Annotated in this window: 12 protein-coding genes; all 12 read right to left on the bottom strand. The window is 52.9% G+C overall.

Annotated features, from left to right (window positions below):
* Positions 1-2 precede the first annotated feature (2 nt).
* Positions 3-920, bottom strand: coding sequence for a DUF2232 domain-containing protein (locus tag C7820_RS24160; RefSeq protein WP_116233206.1), 918 nt, complete (start codon positions 918-920; stop codon positions 3-5).
* Positions 921-925: 5 nt separating this feature from the next.
* Positions 926-1,228: a MazG-like family protein gene (locus tag C7820_RS24155; protein WP_076172449.1), complete on the bottom strand. Its 303-nt coding sequence runs from the start codon at positions 1,226-1,228 to the stop codon at positions 926-928.
* 357 nt (positions 1,229-1,585) lie between these two features.
* On the bottom strand, positions 1,586-2,038 hold the full coding sequence (locus tag C7820_RS24150) for a CBS domain-containing protein (protein ID WP_116233205.1): 453 nt from the start codon (positions 2,036-2,038) through the stop codon (positions 1,586-1,588).
* A gap of 596 nt (positions 2,039-2,634) precedes the next feature.
* Positions 2,635-3,654, bottom strand: a complete 1,020-nt coding sequence (locus C7820_RS24145) for an LCP family protein (RefSeq protein WP_116233204.1) — start codon at positions 3,652-3,654, stop codon at positions 2,635-2,637.
* Positions 3,655-4,018: 364 nt separating this feature from the next.
* Positions 4,019-5,023 (bottom strand): ABC transporter ATP-binding protein, encoded by a 1,005-nt coding sequence (locus C7820_RS24140; protein ID WP_116233203.1) that lies wholly within the window; start codon positions 5,021-5,023, stop codon positions 4,019-4,021.
* The gene (locus C7820_RS24135) at positions 5,016-6,044 is read right to left on the bottom strand and encodes an ABC transporter ATP-binding protein (protein WP_116233202.1); all 1,029 of its coding nucleotides are present in this window, start codon (positions 6,042-6,044) and stop codon (positions 5,016-5,018) included. Before C7820_RS24135 ends, C7820_RS24140 begins: the two co-directional genes overlap by 8 nt.
* The gene (locus C7820_RS24130; RefSeq protein WP_251678495.1) at positions 6,011-7,003 is read right to left on the bottom strand and encodes an ABC transporter permease; all 993 of its coding nucleotides are present in this window, start codon (positions 7,001-7,003) and stop codon (positions 6,011-6,013) included. The genes C7820_RS24135 and C7820_RS24130 overlap by 34 nt, the downstream gene beginning before the upstream one ends.
* Positions 7,000-7,971, bottom strand: coding sequence for an ABC transporter permease (locus C7820_RS24125; RefSeq protein ID WP_116233201.1), 972 nt, complete (start codon positions 7,969-7,971; stop codon positions 7,000-7,002). Before C7820_RS24125 ends, C7820_RS24130 begins: the two co-directional genes overlap by 4 nt.
* 124 nt (positions 7,972-8,095) lie before the next feature.
* Positions 8,096-9,832, bottom strand: coding sequence for a peptide-binding protein (locus C7820_RS24120; RefSeq protein ID WP_116233200.1), 1,737 nt, complete (start codon positions 9,830-9,832; stop codon positions 8,096-8,098).
* Between the two features lie 968 nt (positions 9,833-10,800).
* Positions 10,801-13,545 carry an alpha-mannosidase gene (locus tag C7820_RS24115; RefSeq protein WP_116233199.1) on the bottom strand — a complete coding sequence of 915 codons (2,745 nt, stop codon included), beginning with the start codon at positions 13,543-13,545 and terminating at the stop codon, positions 10,801-10,803.
* Positions 13,546-14,239: 694 nt separating this feature from the next.
* Entirely contained in the window at positions 14,240-17,362 is a 3,123-nt protein-coding gene (locus C7820_RS24105) for a beta-galactosidase (RefSeq protein ID WP_116233197.1), read from the bottom strand.
* Positions 17,359-18,678, bottom strand: a complete 1,320-nt coding sequence (locus C7820_RS24100) for a glycoside hydrolase family 125 protein (protein ID WP_116233196.1) — start codon at positions 18,676-18,678, stop codon at positions 17,359-17,361. Before C7820_RS24100 ends, C7820_RS24105 begins: the two co-directional genes overlap by 4 nt.
* Positions 18,679-18,776 lie beyond the last annotated feature (98 nt).

Below are 18,776 nucleotides of genomic sequence, written 5' to 3'. Positions count from 1 at the left end.
CCCTAACGTTTTGATTTGGTCATAAATTGACGAAGCGGAAATGCAAGATCCAGAATGCCGATAATCCGCATCGGCGGGAACAGCAGAATGGGAATCGCGAACAGCAGCGGGATGACGGGATGCCATTTCCGCTTGTGCCCCAAAAAGAAAAAGAAGCCAAACGCTTGAATCATAAAGCAAATATGCAGAAGCGGCAGCAAGTTCGCGGCAATCATGTCGAGAAAGCTGTTCTTTGACCCGCTTGCGAAAATTTCAATAATGACACCAATCAGATAATACCAGATCAGGGATCTCGGCAGCATCCACTCGCGGGCCGGCTTCAGCTTTGGAACAGAGAAGCCCATGCTGTCCATGATCGGACGAGCAAGCGCGTGCGTGATCACCGCCATCATAAAGGAACTGACTATCATGGCAAAAGGAATCATTTGCACCGTGGCGTCGCTTACCATCTGCATCTCCTCGGGAGACCAGGCCATATCCGAAATCAGCGGATTGCTTCCGCCCACATCACGCAGCGGAGACATCGTCATTTTGACAATGTCATGGACGTAGCTGGACAGATCAAAGTGGAAGAACGCCGTTCCGACCAACAGCAGGAGCAGCAGTTCCGCCAGAATGGTACCTGCACCCAGCATCAATGTGCGTATAGCCGGCACCCTTCTCTTGTAGGCTCGCCCCATAATCAGGGCAGGAATCATAAAATAAACGGCGAGCAGCAAATACACCGGATGTACAAGGTAGGCAATCAGCCAAACCGGGAGCACATGCAGTATGAACGATTTGACGTTAAGTGTTGTGAATAGGATTGCGGCCGGCAGGATGAGAAAAAAGACGGTCACAATCGAGAAGGGAGATAGTAAAGATAGCAGCAGGAGCAAATAGACGACACTCCAGACTACCGACGTCCAGCGCATTTTCAATGTGTTCACCTCTTACGCATATGTTCTTCCAGCGCGGAAATATCCTGGTACCAATCTTCAAGCTGGTGACCTTCCTGTTTATGCTTCTTCAATTTGTCGAGCAGCAGATCATCCATGTCCCGGTAGGACATGCCGAGCCTGCGGGCCAGTATGTAAGAGCTCATAATCAAGCTGGCGAGACTGTCGCCCACTCGGGTGGTGCTGCCTTCCCACAAGGCTTTGAAAAGACGGGATACGTGGTCTACGACTTCGGTTTTCAGCCATTCAATAACTTTAGCGCGTTTGGCTACATCCAAATCCTTTGGCATGCCTCTAGGTCACACTCCCTTAAATAACCCCACGATGTGGGGCTTTATCCTCCGATGCCTATTCGGTTTCTCTTCGGCGGCCCAATATCAGCAAATACGCCTTTTTTTGATGAAAAAGCTTTATTCTCCATTATAGCATAAATCATAGCCTCTCACGAAAAGCCCCCCTGGCCTAAAACGGCGGCAAACATCCAGCAAAGAGGCGTTATTCACCTCTGCCTATGTTCCTGCCTTCAACCGGGTAAATGAATAAATGATAAGGCAAAAAAGACCTGCCATCCCGTACATCCCAATCCAAGCAGGTCTTTTGCCATTGCTTATTCAAAATCTTTACCCAGCTTTCCTCAAACCAGCGGATTAGCGGGTCTCTATGGATGCCTTGGTCTCCTCCGAAGCTTTGGATTCTCTGGAGACGAACTTCTCGCAGTATTCGATAATCTGGCTTCTGCGCACGATGCCGATAAACCGGTTCATATCATCCACCACCGGCACGAAGTTCTGCACTTTCGCCAAATTAATCAGATCTTCCATATTGGCGTCGATGGACACCGGCTTATTATGCACTTTGAGCGGAACTTCCTTCAGCAGAAATTTGGACGTATTCTCGAACGTCACCTTTCCGCCGGAATTCTTCATATACCAGAGCAGATCGCCTTCCGTGACCGTTCCTGCATATTCCCCGTTCTTCCCGACGATCGGTACGGCCGTATACCTGTGATACTCCATCCGTTCCAGCGTTTGCCGCAGCGTGGAGTCCATGGTAACACTGACCACTTCCTGTTTAGGGAGCAGAAAAAACGCTATATTCATGAAAATTGATCCTCCTCTTACCCTTTTTCAAGGTTCCCCTAACTCCATACGTTTCAAACCGCCCAATGTCTCAGTAGGGACACAAAATCAGCAGCCGAACCTGTGGCTGCCGATCATGCCCCGCATTTCTGATCCCGCAAATGCACACTGCTGCTTGTTGCGGTTTGGTTTTCTCTATATGCGAGCCAATAGGCACGCTTTTTTTGACATAAGGAAGCATAAACTTTGACTTCTTAGAATGTTCGTCGAAGAAATCCTAAATTTAGATATAAGAAAGCTTAATCTTCGAAGACTCAACGTCCTTATATCGCAAGAAAAACTTCCGCTAAACGCGGTCTGGCTTCTTAGAACATTCGTCGATAAACGTTTTTGTTTTAGATATAAGAAAGCTTAATCTTCGGGGACTCAGCATCCTTATATCGCAAGAAAAACTTCCGCTAAACGCGGTCTGGCTTCTTAGAACATTCGTCGATAAACGCTTTTGTTTTAGATATAAGAAAGCTTAATCTTCGGTGACTTAGCATCCTTATATCGCAAGAAAAACTTCCGCTAAACGCGGTCTGTTTTCTTAGAACATTCGTCGATAAACGTTTTTGTTACTTTGCAGCAGTCGTTTCTTCCTTCTTATCCAACATATCCGGCGTCAACAGCTGATCCGAAGGGGTGTCCGGATTCTCCCAGCTGTCGATCAGCTTCTTGGCGTTCTGCACATCCTTCTTGATCGGATCATCATAATAAACGCCGTCAATCTTCATGCCCTCACCCATGATGGTATAGGCAGTCATCTCAGCCCTATCACCGGCCAACACTTGTTTCGCTAAATTGATAATGAAATTGGGCTGCATATCGGTTTTGAAATTGTCACCCATAATTTCGAGCAGCTCCGGAATTTTGGAAATTTGATTCAGGTTCAGCATCCGATTGGCCACCGCATCCAAAAAGACCTGCTGGCGCTTCGTCCGGTTAAAATCGCTGTCCTCCCGGTAGCGCACATAGTTGAGCGCTTCTTCACCGCTGTAAATAGGCTTGTTGGCTTTGACCGTAAATTTCTCATGATCCTTGCCTTTGTTAACAATATCTTTGCCGATCGGCAGCTCCACGCCGCCCAGCGCATCAACCGCGTCCTTCAGACCTTTGAAATTGATGGTGGCATAATAATTGATATCGTGGTCCAGGAACGCCTCGACGGTATCCTTGGACATCTGCTGACCTCCAAAGGCATACGCATGGGTAATTTTATCTTTTTTACCTTTGCCGACAATCTCTGTATACGTGTCCCGCGGAATCGAAATGAGCAGCACCTTGGAATCCTTTGGACGTACGACCGAATAAATGATCGTATCCGAACGCGACGGTTCGTTGTCACGCTGGTCGGATCCGAGCAGCAGCACCGAGAACGGCTTGCTTTGGTACGCAATCTTCTCCACCGGCTTGCTCGGCACGTTGTCCTGGGACGTCAACGGCTGATACGATTTCTGCAGCGAGCTTTCCACTTGCTTGGACAGGAACAGGTCAAAGGCCATGACTGCGAGCTGCTTGCGGAAGAGATAAGCCCCTCCGGCCAGAAGCAGCAAAATCACAGTTAACGTTATATATGTTTTTGTTCTCTTTTTCATTAAGGGATTCCTTCTTTAAATTTAGAATAAAAAATGAATTATAGCCAGGTCGCGCCTGTACTTCCATCCCTCCCTTCTATATTTACACGAGGGGCGAAGGCTTGACGCACAAGCTTGCCCGCTGCCATTTGGGTATAAAGTCACAGCCAAACGACATTTACATTGTAAACGCAAACGAAACAAAAGAAAACCTTAAAAAGGTAACAGTGTTACCGGAAAGAGGATATTTCCAAGCCGTTTTCTTCCCTCAAAAAAAGCCCCGCCTCGGCTGAACACCGCAGGCAGGGCTGTATATGGAACGCTCAGAAGGACCCCAATCCTTCCTGTATACGCAGCATATGAGCTCTAATCATCGAATACAATATTACTTCAGGCTGTTCAGGTCCGAACCGCCTTCCACGCCGATCGGGAAGTGGCAGGCCACCTGGCGCCCAGGAAGCACTTCCGTCAGGGCCGGTTCCACTTGGCTGCATTTCTCCTGAGCGAACGGGCAGCGTGGATGGAAACGGCAGCCGGACGGTGGATTGGCCGGAGACGGCACATCGCCCTGAAGGACGATCCGGTTGCGTTTCTTCGTTGGCGACGGCTTCGGAATCGCGGACAGAAGCGCAGCGGTGTAAGGATGCAGCGGGTTGGCGTACAGCGTTTCCGTTTCGCCGACCTCAACCATTTTACCGAGGTACATGACGCCGACGCGGTCGGAAATATGCCGGACGACGTTCAGACCATGGGCGATGAACAGAAACGTCAGGCCCATTTCGCGCTGCAGCTTCATGAGCAGGTTGATGACCTGCGACTGGACCGACACGTCAAGCGCCGATACTGCTTCGTCGGCCACGATGAATTTCGGATTCAGGGCGATGGCGCGGGCAATCCCGATCCGCTGGCGCTGACCGCCGGAAAATTCATGCGGATAACGGTTCCGACGCGAAGCGTCCAAACCGACCAGCTCCATCAGCTCAATGACGCGTTTTTCGATCTGAGACGCAGACATCTTCGTATGCACCTTCAGCGGTTCGCCGATAATATCCCTGACCAGGAAGCGCGGGTTCAGGGAACCAAACGGATCCTGGAAAATAATTTGCATTTCCTCGCGCATTTTGTTCAATTCCTTTGAGCCCATGGAATGAATATCGCGCCCGTTAAATTTAACAGCACCAGCAGTAGCGTTCTGCAGCCGTAAAATGACCCGGCCCAGCGTTGACTTGCCACATCCGGACTCGCCGACGAGTCCGAAGGTTTCGCCCTCGCGGATCGTAATGGACACGTCGTCGACCGCTTTAACATTGCCCACAACGCGGTTCAGCAGTCCTTTATGGATAGGGAAATACTTCTTCACGTGCTCTACTTCGATCAAGTTCTTAGCCATTGGCATTTCCCCCTATTCCACCGCTTACCGAAACTCCGTTACGATCCTTGTCTTCGTACAACCAGCACTTCGTGCTGTGTTCTGCACCAATCTGGATATCGCCCGGCTCTACCTGACGGCATTTATCCATCACATGCGGGCAGCGCGGGTTGAACCGGCAACCTTTCGGCAGGTTGCCCAGACCAGGGATGGTGCCCTTGATCGTATACAATTCGTTGCCGCGTTTACCTTCAAATCCTGGAATGGACTGCAGCAGACCAACCGTGTATGGGTGGGAAGGGTTCGAGAAAATTTCTTCAACCGTCCCCTGCTCGACGATCGAGCCCGCATACATAACGGCAATATGGTCAGCCACCTCGGCAGCCACACCCATATCGTGTGTGATCAGCAGAATCGCCATACCGAGTTCTTCTTTCAGTTTCATAAGCAGTTCCAGAATCTGTGCCTGTACCGTCACGTCCAATGCAGTCGTCGGTTCATCCGCGATCAAGAGCTCGGGCTTGCAGGCCAGTGCCACCGCGATGACGACGCGCTGACACATACCGCCGGACAACTCGTGCGGGTACTGCTTGGCTCGCATTTCCGGAGCCGGTATACCTACCAGACGAAGCAGTTCGATCGCTTCTTTCCAGGCTTCGCTGTGGCTCTTGTTCTGATGCAGACGTAGGCTCTCCGCGATCTGCTCACCCACGGTAAAGACGGGGTTAAGCGCAGACATCGGGTCCTGAAAAATCATCGCGATCTTGTTGCCGCGGATCGATCTCATCTGGTCCTGCTCTTTAGTTGCAAGGTCGTCGCCATTAAACCGGATGTTACCTTCCAGTATACTGCCCCCTGCATAATCTATCAGACGCATGATGGATAAAGAGGTAACACTTTTGCCGCTGCCGGACTCGCCGACGAGGCAGAGCGTCTGTCCTTTTTCGATATTGAGTGAGATCCGGTCCGTCGCCTTGACGAAACCATTCTCGGACATAAATGCCGTGGTCAGATTCCGGATTTCGAGTAGTTTTTCCGCCATTTGTCCAGCCTCCTCCGGGAAATCTTCTTCTTCTGTCTAGGGTCCATTGCATCGCGGATACCGTCGCCGATGAAGTTGACGGCAAGCACGACCGCCAGGATACAAACCCCTGGATAAATGGCCTGCAACGGGTCAATCAGCATAAACTCCTGCGAGTTGCTCAGCATAAGTCCCCAGCTTGTGGCCGGTGCCTGGATACCCAGACCCAGGTAGGACAATCCGGACTCGGAAAGAATCGCGCCCCCTACCATCAGGGTGGCGTTTACGATAATCGGAAAGCTTGCGTTACGAAGCAAATGCCTGAAAATAATACCTGTTCTGGAAACCCCGATAGCACGGGCAGCTTCCACGTACTGCATTTCACGAAGCTGCAGGTACGTGCCGCGAACGAGACGGGCCACGCCCATCCAGCTTGTAAAGGCCAAAATCATGATCATATAATGGATTTTCGTTCCGAAAATCGCCATGACCAGGATGTTCAGGAACAGCGTCGGAATCGAGTTCATGACGTCAATCAGACGCATGAAGATCGTATCGATCCAGCCGCCGAAGAAGCCAGAAATCGCGCCGACCAATGTTCCGATGATGACCGAAATGGCTGCGACCGAGAATCCAACCGTCAGGGAAATCTGACCGCTGTGCAGCAGTCTCGAGAAAATATCGCGCCCCAGTTCGTCTGTACCGAGAAGGTGATCGCCGGAGCCTGGCTTCAAGTTGGCGTTCATCAGATCGATTTTGGCAGGGTCATAAGGCGAAATAACGTTTGCCAGTACGGATATCACAATGAAAAAAAGCAGTACGATTAGTCCCGTTACAGCATAGGGATTACGGAAAAATTTCTTCAAGACCGTCACCCACGGGCCCGGAGGCTTCTTGGCAGGGGGAAGTGGCGCGTTTACCGGTTCCGGATGCTCAGATGCCTGAACATTGGGAGCTGTCTCGATGTTCATGTCACTCATGCCGATTTTCCTCCTTTACTTCCAAGTTTCACTCGTGGGTCGACGATTTTGTACAGAATATCGGCAAGGAAGTTACCGGCTACGACGACAACAGCCGTTATAAGCGTAATTGCCATCAGAACGGAATACTCGCGGGAACGTGCCATTTCAACGAACAAACGTCCCATACCCGGCCAGTTAAATACGCTTTCCGTCAGCGTCGCACCGCCAACCAGAATCGGGAGATCCAGGCCGATGATCGTAATGATCGGAATCAGGGCATTACGCAGTGCATGCCGGAAAATAACTTTACGCTCAGGAACACCCTTCGCGCGGGCCGTACGGATATAGTCCTGCTCCAGCACTTCAAGCATACTGGAACGGGCGTATTTGGAATACGAAGCCAAGAAACCTAGCACCAACACGGAGCAAGGCAAAATCAAATGATACAGCAGGTTGCCGAAGTTCCCTTGCTTATCCATGTCGTACATATCGGATAGCGGAAGCCAGTCTAGTTTTAGGGAAAACAACTCCTGCAGGATGATGCCGAACCAGAACGCAGGCATTGCAAAGCCGATATAACTGACGAAGTTAGCCGTCTGATCGGAAATGCCGTACACTTTCGTACTGTTATAAATCCCCCATGGGATCGCGATTAATAGTGCGATAAACCAGGCAAACGCCATCAGTTTGATCGTATTGCCTACGGTAGGCCACAGTACTTCGCCAACCGGCAGATTGTTTTTGAACGTGTGCCCCAGGTCGCCTTTCAGCATGTTGGTAAGCCAAATAACATACTGAGTAGGGACCGGCTTATCCAGCCCCAGGTTATGGGCTTGGATCTTTGCGGTTTCGGGTGATACTCCAGGGGCCATCATCATCTGTGTTGGACCGCCTGGCGCAGCGTGAATAAGGCCGAATGCAACCAAAGAGATCAGAAAGAGTACAAGAATGGATTGCAGTAAGCGGCGGATGAAGTATTCAGTCATTGTTGATCCTCCTAGAGATGATACGGACACGGACGCCTAACCATCATCCTTTTTTAAACACAAAAAAGGGTGGAGGGGAAGTTTCCTCCCCCTCTAGCACCGTTGTTACTTCCTATGTTGTCTATTATTTTGCGTCTACCCACCAGTTGTTCAGGTGGAAGAAGTATCCGTAAGCCAGGGAGGATTCAGGAGCATCCTCATCCGCAAATTTTACCTTCTTGCTGTTATACGCGGTTGGCGTACCGTATTGGTACATGAACACGTATGGAAGGTCAGTAGAAATCTCTTTACCAACTTCCTTGTAGATCTCTTTACGCTTCTCTTGGTCTACGACAGCCGTTCCTTCTTCCCACAGCTTGTCGAGTTTTTCGTTCTTATAGAAACCTTGGTTCTGACCAGCCGGCGGGAAGTACTTCGAGCTGAACGTTGTTTCTCCGTCCGGATCCGGGTTGTTCAGGGACCAGCCCATCAGGATCGCCGGATATTTACCTGGAGTCAGGTTTTGGTCAACCCATGCAGCGAAGTCAATCGCTTTAGGAACAACTTCAATCCCTACGTCTTTCAGGTTTTGCTGAATAACGTTAGACACTTGCTCACGACGGCTGTTACCGGAGTTGTACTGAAGCTCGAAGGAGAAACGGTGTCCGTCTTTTGTCAGGATGCCGTCACTGCCTGGAGTCCATCCGTCTTCAGCCAGCAGCTGCTTCGCTTTTTCCGGATCAAAGGCATAGTTGACTGCCGCATCGCCTGGATCTGCCCAGGAACCTGGCAGGAACGGAGCGTTCATCAGCTTGCCTGTGCCTTTCAGAACGTTGTCGATCATGCCTTGACGGTTAAGCGCGTAAGCAATCGCTTGTCTTGTTTTTTGTCCAGCCCAAGGAACAAACTTGTCCTTGAAGTTGTCCGGGTTGAAGTTGAATCCAAGGTACTCGTATTGCGGACCTGGCTCCTGGATAACGGTCAAGCCGTCTCTGCTCTTCACAGCGTCAACTTGAGTTACCGGGATACCGCCCAGAAGGTCAACGTCGCCTTTGATAAGGGCTTGAACTTCGGTGTTTTGGTCAGCATAGATTTTATATACGATCTTGTCGATATGAGGTTTAGGACCCCAGTAGTTCGGGTTTCTTTCGAAGGAAAGGTACTGCTTCTGCTTCCACTCTTTCCATACCCAAGGACCGCTGGTTACCGTTTTAGCCGGATCCGTGCCGTAAGCGTTCTTTTGCAGCTCTTCAGGCTTAACGTCCTTCAGGATGTGCTCAGGAATGATTTCGGAAGCCAAAACGTACTGGAATGGAGCATAAACTTGTTTCAGCGTAATTTTAACGGTGAGATCATCCACTTTTTCGATTTTGGTCACTTTGTCGAATCCGGACATGCCAGGGGCTCCGACTTTAGGGTCCTTAATCGAGTTGAACGTGAAGACGACATCGTCGGCTGTAATTGCTTCGCCGTCACTCCATTTCGCCGAGTCTTTCAGCTTAATGGTATAAGTAAGTCCGTCTTCGGAAATCGTCATCGGCTCAGCAGCAATGGACCATGGCTCAGCTACGACTTCACCTGTACGGTTAATGTCAAACAGTTTGGCGTACATGAACTGGACAGCATCGCCGGAAGCCGTGTCCTGAACGAAGATCGGGTTTACGCTAACGATGTCGGAGAAGCTTCCGTAAGTCAGCGTTCCGCCGTCCACCGGACCGGTCGCCTCTTTAGTTCCCTCCGTGCCTGTAGTCGCAGACGAATCCGTTTTGCCCTCGTCTTTAGGTGTGTTGCTTGCTTCATCCTTGCTGCCGCATCCTACGAACAGCGTGCTGACTACCGATAATGAAACGAGTAATGAGAGCCATTTTTTCTTGCTTGTCATGTACCATTTTCCTCCCCTTTATGATTTGAAAAATAATGGCGTCCCGCATAAGATACGAGAACAACCCAAGACCTCTCCAATGGTCTTAAGCGAATCTGGCCGCGAAAACCATTAGGGACTTTACACCTACTTCGGTTACCGTAACCGACCCCCGAATGACGTTGAAACAATTCCCCCTCTTGTAGACCTTTCATATTGCAACAAGACGACGGTAGCAAGGTAAAGCAATATATTAAAAAATAATATATCCAGAAGTAAGGCAGGACCGATGCGAGATCGTACAGCAATAAAGGACGGTTGATTCCGCGACGTGGTCGCGCAGTGCATTATAGCGCAATAAAGCATTAATGCTTTAAATGACCATCGGTCAATTTGAATCAGCAAAAAGGACTATATGTGAAATGGTTAAAACTTCCTAATAAATTTAATGTAAATAATACGTGTAAATTAATATCACGTCAATATTTTTTTTAGGCGGTTTTAATATATTTTTTAAAATGGCTGAATATTAGCTGTATCAATGGGATTTTGATGAAAGAGGCGATCCGTTTTCACCAAATTTAAATGTTAAAAACAGGAAGGTTTGACGTCCGGAATATCCAAGTTTTCAAAATGTTCAAAGTATAAACCGCTTACATTGAGAATACATAAAAATGCATGTTAGGTTCTGTGACATTATAGCGAGGTTTCTTGTGAATTATGGTAGCCACAGGCTAACAGCATAGGAATCTTCGGCGCCATCTCTTGCAAACCAACAATGGATTACGTTCAAATTTACTGGAACATAAATCATCTGTCAATTATAAAAATAGCGGGTAATTCTGGTAAATAGATGGCAATTACTATATTTAAATATTGTCAAAGAGCCGGGGCTGCCGGAGGGGGAAAACGCCCCCCTCACACCCCTATTATAAATCACTTTTTGAATAAATCTATGATGACCAAATTATTCCATCCAATTAAACATACTAGCACTCAATACCTATCGTTACGATTTCGCAAGGTCCCGCTTCCAGCTCCAAAGACTCAGACAGCTGTTCTACCGAAGCGCCTTCCGTCTCTTCCAGAATGGTCGTTTTATATGCACGGCTCACCGATTGATGCCATTCTAACCGAAGGCTGGCAGGCTGCTGTTTCATGTTGTACCAGCGAAGCATATGATCTCCGGAATCCTCGTTAACGGTCCACGCCGAGAAGGCGACTCCCTCACCGCTCCAGGCAAAAGGAGCATGTACCGCAGACAGATCGCCGGTATGGATTCCGGTTTGCACGCTTGTCCACGGAATTTGGAATTGATAGGCCTCCGCGTAAGCTCCGGATTCCTCCCCGCGGCCGTCATGCGGAATGATTTCAAGCTGAACGGCATGTTCGCCAAGGCATTGAGCCTCCGGCGTCGGGAACCAGCCCCAGTCGCCCAATTCTCCGACCGAACGCAGCAGCGTGACCGCGATGGTATTCCGGCCGTCCCGCAGCACTTCATACTCGTTCAAGCCGAGGTTGGCTACAGCCAGACCGGCTGTCTCCCCGCTCACATCGACAAAAGCCTGCTGGTGCTGGGCGTTGCTCGGATTCTGCCATTCGATCGCGGGCTGATTATCCCGTGTCACGATTTCAAACATAGAGTCCACGCGGTGCCGGCTGGCTTCAATGTCAGTCGGGAACAATGCGCGGACGCGGTGATCCTTGGCCTGGTTGTTAAACGAGGCCTCCACTTTAACGCCCTTGCCGTCCCTCTCCAGGCGTACCAGGGTACGGATCTTCATCGGCACGGTTTCTTTCACCCGTTGAGCTTTGCGCTCCGGATAGTAGACCACTTCGATCTGCTCCTTCTGAAGAAGCTCATCCGCCGATGCCGGTACCTCCCAGTCATGAACGATTTCGAGCGTAGCGCGGTAAGGCGTATCTTCAACAACCCGGATCGATGCTTGCAGATCGCGCGTCGTCAGCGGGGCTTCACCTTCAGGCTGCTTGTACATGTATTCGTTGCCGATGTCCCCGGTATCCTCGTAAACGAGCAGGTCACGGTATTCGCGTCCGTTTCGCTTGTCGGTTACCGTAAGGGTTCCGTTCGGCTGAGCCGCTACCCGCAGGATGCTATTTTCCATCACGTTGTTCCCAGTGATCAGCGATGCTGAAGCATTGTCCGAGTGCTGCGCCGCTGCCTGGCCGGACACGAGTGCGTACGCCCGAAGTCCGTGCGCCGGAACGGCGTCCGCCTGCAGCGTAATTCGCACGGCACGCGCCATATATGGCTGACGGAACCGGTCATCCGGCAGATCGTAGCCGAAGCGCTGGCCCAGATCCTCGAGCGTAAAAGGCACCGGCTTTCCGCTCGGGTCCAGCACCACGCGCTCACCGAGCTCGAGCGCCTGAATCCGGCGGCTGATTTCGTCCAGCGGGATGCCGTCGCGGAAGTAAATCCGCTGTACGTCCAGCTCGACGGATACAGTGCCGGTCCGCTCCCATCCGGTAGTGTTAAACACCACAAATGGCAGCGCATCTTCGCCATACTGTGCGAAGGATGAAGTATCCACCGCATCGGCCACCGCCCGCTTGCTGTCTTCAATGATCGATTCCGCCACGTCGCGGCTCTTCGCAAAGCGGGTTACCATCTCGCGGTGAACCTCATCGACGCTGCAGCCGCAGATGCTGTCATGCGGATGGTTCTGCATCAGCGTTTTCCATGCATACGTAAACAGATGGTGCGGGTAGGCCTGACCGGTCAGGTGGGCATACGCCGCCAGCGGCTCGGCTACCTTTTCCAGCAGCGCCTGGCCTTGCTGGTTCATCTGCTTGAGATATACGCGGGCAGACGCCGTGTTCACAAGCGTCCCCCATCCGTCGGTCCGCTGGCTACGAAGCTCGCCGCGCACGACGGACAGCTCGTTTTCTTGATGGCCTTTGACCGATTCCAAATACTGCGGGAAGTTCGAGTGAACGAACTCCGTGTCCGGATACAGCTTACGCGCAGTCTCCAGCGCCTCAGCCAAATCGGTCTGGATCGGCTGGTGGTCGCAGCCGTTCATGAAGAGAAGCTCAGGCGTCGACGCATACTTCTCCGCGTCCGCCAGCTTCCGGTCCCAGAACGCCTTCGCCTCTTCGGGATCGGTCGGAATTTCGTTGCCGTTGCTGTACCAGTTGGCAAACAGAATGCCGAGCACCTTGGAGCCGTCCGGACCTTCCCAGATGAGCTCCGAGAAGGAAGATTCATACTCAGAGTCGGCAACCGTATTGTTAAAGCCGGTCGGCTTGACGCCGCGGCCGAACAAGGCGTTATCGATGCCGGATTGGCGCATCAGCTGCGGCGCCTGGCCGACGATGCCAAAGGTGTCGGGGAAATATCCCACCTTGGAAATTTGCCCATAACGGCGGGCGTCCTTATGGCCGATTTGCATGTTGCGGATGTTGGCCTCGCCGCTGGTCAGGAACGCATCCTGCAAAATATACCACGGGCCGATGAAGATGCGGCCTTCGCGGATGTATTTTTCTAGCCGTTCCTTCTGCTCGGGACGCACCTGAAGGTAGTCCTCCAGAATGATCGTTTGCCCGTCCAGGTAAAAGCTCTTGTACTCCGTATCGTTCTCCAAAGTATCCATCAGCACATCCATCAGACGGATGAGACGGACATGATGTTTTTCATAGGGCAAATACCATTCCCGGTCCCAGTGAGTATGGGAGATGATATGCGCCGTTCGTTTTGGCTTGTTTGACATAGAAATCGGGTCTCCTTTCCTTGGGCGGCTTGTTCCCGATCGGAACTCTCATCCCCTGCTTGCAGATCAACATATTGGACTAGGGTCCAGCTTATAGCCAAACCCTGCCTTGGATAAATTTGCACTGTCATGGATGGCCGGACGCTGGCATGGATGACTTACGGACATCATCATCTCCTTCTGCAAGTGTCCATCCATCGCGTACAAATTAACATTCAAAGTAAGTCTTAAATATAACCTATATATAATAGAAGAAAAAAATTTGGCGATCCGTACATCAGACGATTTCTGCAGGCCTGAACCTTCGATTAAAAGTTTATAAAAAACCCCCGCCGATTGCCCAGTTTTGGTGATCAATCCCAAAAAAACTTCCCAAATAGGAGGACACCAGGGGCCCAACATTCAAAAGCCGGCTATTGCTGCCAAAAGCCCTTTTGCCCAATAAGACCGCGGGCTTCCTGCCGGAATAACACTGGCTCCTAAAAACAAGTGTCCATTCACAGTGGACAAAGACCCCGCCCTCGATACGGCAGTGAAAAGGGGCAGGATCCCTGGATCCCGCACCAAAATTATCCTTTTCTTCCTGCCCTGCAAGGATTGGTTTGATGCCCATCCCATTTGCTCCGATGGCCCCACCTCTGCAAAAGCTCCTGACGATCTCCTACACCTTATTGTACAAATCAACTCAACGTGTTTAATCTACTTGGATGTCAACCTCGTCCGGCCGGTACACGGCCGTAATGCGGCCCTCCCGGTCGGCGGCAAACAACACGCTGCGGTCGCTCTCGAGCGTAAAGCTGTAGACGGCTCCGGTCTGCGGGTCCTTGACCTGTACCGGGGCGTCCCAGCCGTATTCGGAGACGAACACGTACAGGCTGCCGTCCTTGAAGCTGAGCTTCCGGCCGTACACGCCCGGCAGATCTCCGCCGGCCAGCCACTCGAGCTCACGCTCAACGCCGGCTGCGGCAGCCGCGTACCGGTACAGCTCAAGAATCGGCTCGTCCCGGCCGTTCAGCTCGAGCGGCAGCGGGCTCCAGATCAGCCGGCCCTTGCCCAGCGGCACGTCCACAACGGCATCCATAGCAATGCCTGCCCCAGCGGCTGTGGCCGGCATTTCCTTCGCCACCTCGGCGATCCGCCGTTGCCCAAAGGATACCGGCAGCAGACGGCCGTTCACGCCGAGCATTTCCTCCCGGCGCACATTGGCAAGCCGGCGCTCCCCGAGAACGGCGTCGAGGCGCGTCGTCGGACGCCAGTAGGCGTCCAGGCCGAGCGGGCCGGTGGCGAGCAGCGTCGCGCCGGTCTCCTTGACGAGCTCCAGCAGCTCGTCCAGCGCCCGGCTGTCCATGTTATGCGGGCTCGGCAGCAGGATCAGCTTCGGCGCCTTCTGCCGCAGCGCGTCCAGATGGTATTCCGATGCCGCACGGAATGGCAGCTTCAGGTCATAAGCCAGCAGCCGGGTCAGCCGTGTCGTCGACTGGAACGCAAATGCGCGGTTCGAGAAGTCGTTGGAGTACGGGAAGACGGCGACGATGTCCTCGAGCTCCCGGTCCGTAAACAAGTCCCGCGTGGCCGCGATGAAGCGTCCAAAGTCGTAGGATACTTCCGCTTCCGGCTTCTCCGTGCCATCGGCGCGGAGCGCTCCGATATGCGATTCATTGGCGTTGTCCATATAGAAGTTCGTATTCCAGATCCAGTGGATCGCACCAGCCCCCCCGGTAGAGAAGGCGTAGGCGTATTTCCGCTCCAGAATGCTGCGCAGCTCGGCTTCGGACCGCTTGGCGCGGCCGTCCGGCGTTTCTACGTACATAATGCCGGTTTCCTGAATCAGGTTCGGTTTATCCGGCGTTTTGGTGAAGATGCCGTCCCATACCAGATAGTCGTTCAACCACCAGGAGTGCACTGTCGTATAATCGACGGCCTGCTCATAGAAGAACGGAGATGGGCGCTGGGCGCCGAGCGCTTCGTCCTGCCCGACGGTGACCAAATGGTCAGGGCACAGCTCCTTGATCGTGCCGACGAGCTGCTCGGCCCACCGGTTGTGCATATCCATCGAGAACAGGCAGTAATCGAGCCATCTCGTTCCCTTCTTGGCTTTGTGCATATCCTGCACGTCGAAGTTGATCTCTTCCGCTTCCGGAATGGATGCCGAAGCAAAGTCGGGCAGCTGGTCCGGCGTCATGTTCCATGCTTCCTGGAGGCTGCGGATATCGCCGTGACGGCGCTTCAGCCACTCCACGAACGCCTGGTGCTCGAACGGATCCCGGGCGGAACGCGGCCCCTCCGAGAAAATCCGCGGCGGATCGAACATCGACGGTTCGTTGATCAAATCCCAGTCCACATGCGTCGTGGCCGTATGTCGGCTGACGATGCTGCGGATGAAGCGTTTCTGGGCCTCGACGCTCTGCGGGTCGAGATAAGGGTTCAGCCCTTCCCACGTTTCCGGTGTGAAGGAGAAGAACGTAAACGTCACCTGCAGGCCATAGCGCTTGGCTGTCAGGAAGAAAGCGTCGATTGCGCGCAGCACTTCCTCCGAGGCATGGCCGTCAACCTGCATAATATTCCGGTAAGCCGTCCAGACGCCGGTGCGGATCCAGTTGATGCCCGCTTTGGCCATCTGGGCCATGTCCCGCTCCCATACGTCCACGTTCGGCAGGAACAGGAACTTGCGCGCTACATCTGACGTCATGTACGTCATGCCCACAACGGGCAGCGGCCGCCCGTCTTTGATGAAATAGTCGCGGCTGCGGGTAATCGGCGAACCCTCGGCCAGAAGGAGGTCGTCACGGCCCCAGAAGCCCTGGCGCAGCACGCGAACCTCGCCGTCCGGTCCCTCTGCGCGGCATACGATGCGGTACAGCCCGCTCTTCAAGGCCAGAGGCACCGGAATGCGCACAAAGTTCTGCTCCTTCGTCACCTGCGCCTGGAACCGGTGGCTCCAGGCCTCTCCGCTTCCGCCCTCATGGCTTACTTCCAGCTCGAAGCTCCACAGCTCAGGCGCCGCACTGCGCGATTCCCCGCGCTGTAAAATCTGCGTCTGCAGCGTCAGCACCGCGTGTTCCCCGGCTTCGTACGAAGCGTAGTTCGGCTTCGTCGACAGCTCGGTCACGCCCCGGGCGCAGAAACGCGCCCAGTCGATCAGGTGCGCAGCGCCCTTCCCGCTCCAGAATGCTTCCGTTAGCGGCAGGAACACGAACATCCAGCGCGAGCCCGCGAACGTCACGCGGGAGTTCTCCCACAGCACGACCGGCGCGGCGATCTCGCGCCCATCCGCGCTAAGGCCAGTAAGCAGCGGATAGATCTGCGTGCTCATCGGGCCGGCTGAGCCCATCTGCTGCGGCAAATCGGCGCTTTTGGTCGTATGCGGCACCAGGTTCCAGGCATCTGCCAGCTCAAACAGACCTTCTTGGCCGTTCAGCAGCGGGATGCGGTCCGAAACGGCGAGTTTCGTGACTTTGCCTGTGTCCACCCGCAGCGCTTCGTGAATATAGAGTTCCTGATGATAAGCAGTTTGCTCGGTCTCCGACACCCAGGACCCGTTATCCCGTACCACAGGAATTTTAAAAGGCGCCCCGCCTGCACTGATCAGGCTGCCTCCCCGATGCAGGAAGGCGGAAATTTCCGTCCAGGCATCCTTTGGAAAATAAGGCGCGTGCAAATTGACCAAACAACCTTGATCCACTCCGCGAAGCGCATCAGCCAGTTCTTCGGCGCGAACGACCGCCACTTCTGCGGCATGCTGGAAATCCCCGGCCTGCGGGAGCTTGCCCGCAGCCGGGAAATCCGGATCGCATAGAATGATGATATGCCGGCTCATAGCAGACCGTCCTTCATGGCCTTATACACGAGCTGGGAGAACAGGCTGTTGGACCAGGCGAACCATTTTCGTGTAAAAACGGTCGGATCGTCAGCGTGAAACCCTTCATGCATAAAGCCTGTATCCGCATCGGTCGCTTCCAGCATGGCGATCATCTCCAGCTTCTCTTCGGCCGTCTGCGCGGTCAATCCCTGCATAGACAAGGCCATATGCCAGATATAGTCCTCCGGCGTGTGCGGGCTGCCGATGCCCTTGGCCGCCTTACCCTCGAAGTAGAACGGATTTTCCTTGCTGAGCGCAAACCGTCTCGTATTTTGATAAATCGGATCGTCTGCCGTTGTGTACCCCAAGTAAGGGATGGACATCAGGCCCGGCGTACCGGCGTCGTCCATCAGGCAGTAGTTACCGTAGCCGTCGGTCTCGTATGCGTAAATCGGCCCGAACTGCGGATGGCGGTAAATGCCGTACAGCTGAATACCGTAGTTGACTTCGATCTCCAGCTCTTTGAGCTCAGCGAGCATGTCCATATCGCGGAAGACCCACTCGGCGAACTCCTGCATTTGGCGCAGCGCCACGACCGCAAACATATTGCCCGGAATGTTGTAATGGAAGTCGCAAGCGTCGTCGCTGGAGCGGAAGCCCGACCAGATCATACCTGTGTAGTTAACCGGCATGCCCATTCCGTTATTGCGCAGGGAGTCGGTCAGGATGCCGTTGTTGCGCGTAAAGCGGTACGGAGACTTCTCGAAGTGGTGCTGCTCCGTTTTGAACACGTCGATGATGGCGCGCATGGCCTTTTTGAAATTGGCATCGAAAATATCGGTCAGCTCGGTTTCCTTCCAGTACAGGTACGCCAGACGGATGACAAAGCACAGCGAATCGATCTCGAATTTGCGCTCCCATACCCATGGGGACATGTCCGTTTCGTCCGTCGTGTTCCAGTGCCAGTCATTGGCCGACTCATTGAACGCATTGGCGTACGGGTCGATCAAGACGTAGTGAACGTGGCGTTTGATCAATCCGCCGATAATGCGCTGCAGATCCTGGTCTTCCTTGGCAAAAGGTACGTAATGGACGACCTGCTCCACGGAATCGCGCAGCCAGGAGGCCGGGATGTCTCCTGTAATGACGAAGGTCGTTCCGTCGTCCATCAGCTTAGTTGTCGTTTCCAGCGTATTTGGAAAGCAGTTTTTGAACAGCTGCAGCAGCTTCGGCCGGTGGGCCAGCTTCTGCTCGGCTTCTTTAATTACGTCCTGGATCGCCTGCGGCATCTCCAGCGCCGGCATCGGTATTTTAGGAAGTCTGAATTGTTCCAAAGCGATACGCCCCTTTACTTGGCTGAATTGTAGAGTGTAATGATGTCACGTCAAATCATGTATTGTTATACGATCTATACCAAACTTCTATATATGGC

The sequence above is a fragment of the Paenibacillus sp. VMFN-D1 genome (genome assembly GCF_003386155.1).
Classification (GTDB): Bacteria; Bacillota; Bacilli; order Paenibacillales; family Paenibacillaceae; genus Paenibacillus_AQ; species Paenibacillus_AQ favisporus.
Note: the sequence above shows the minus strand (reverse complement) of the source record. Positions and strands in the feature narration are given on the sequence as shown.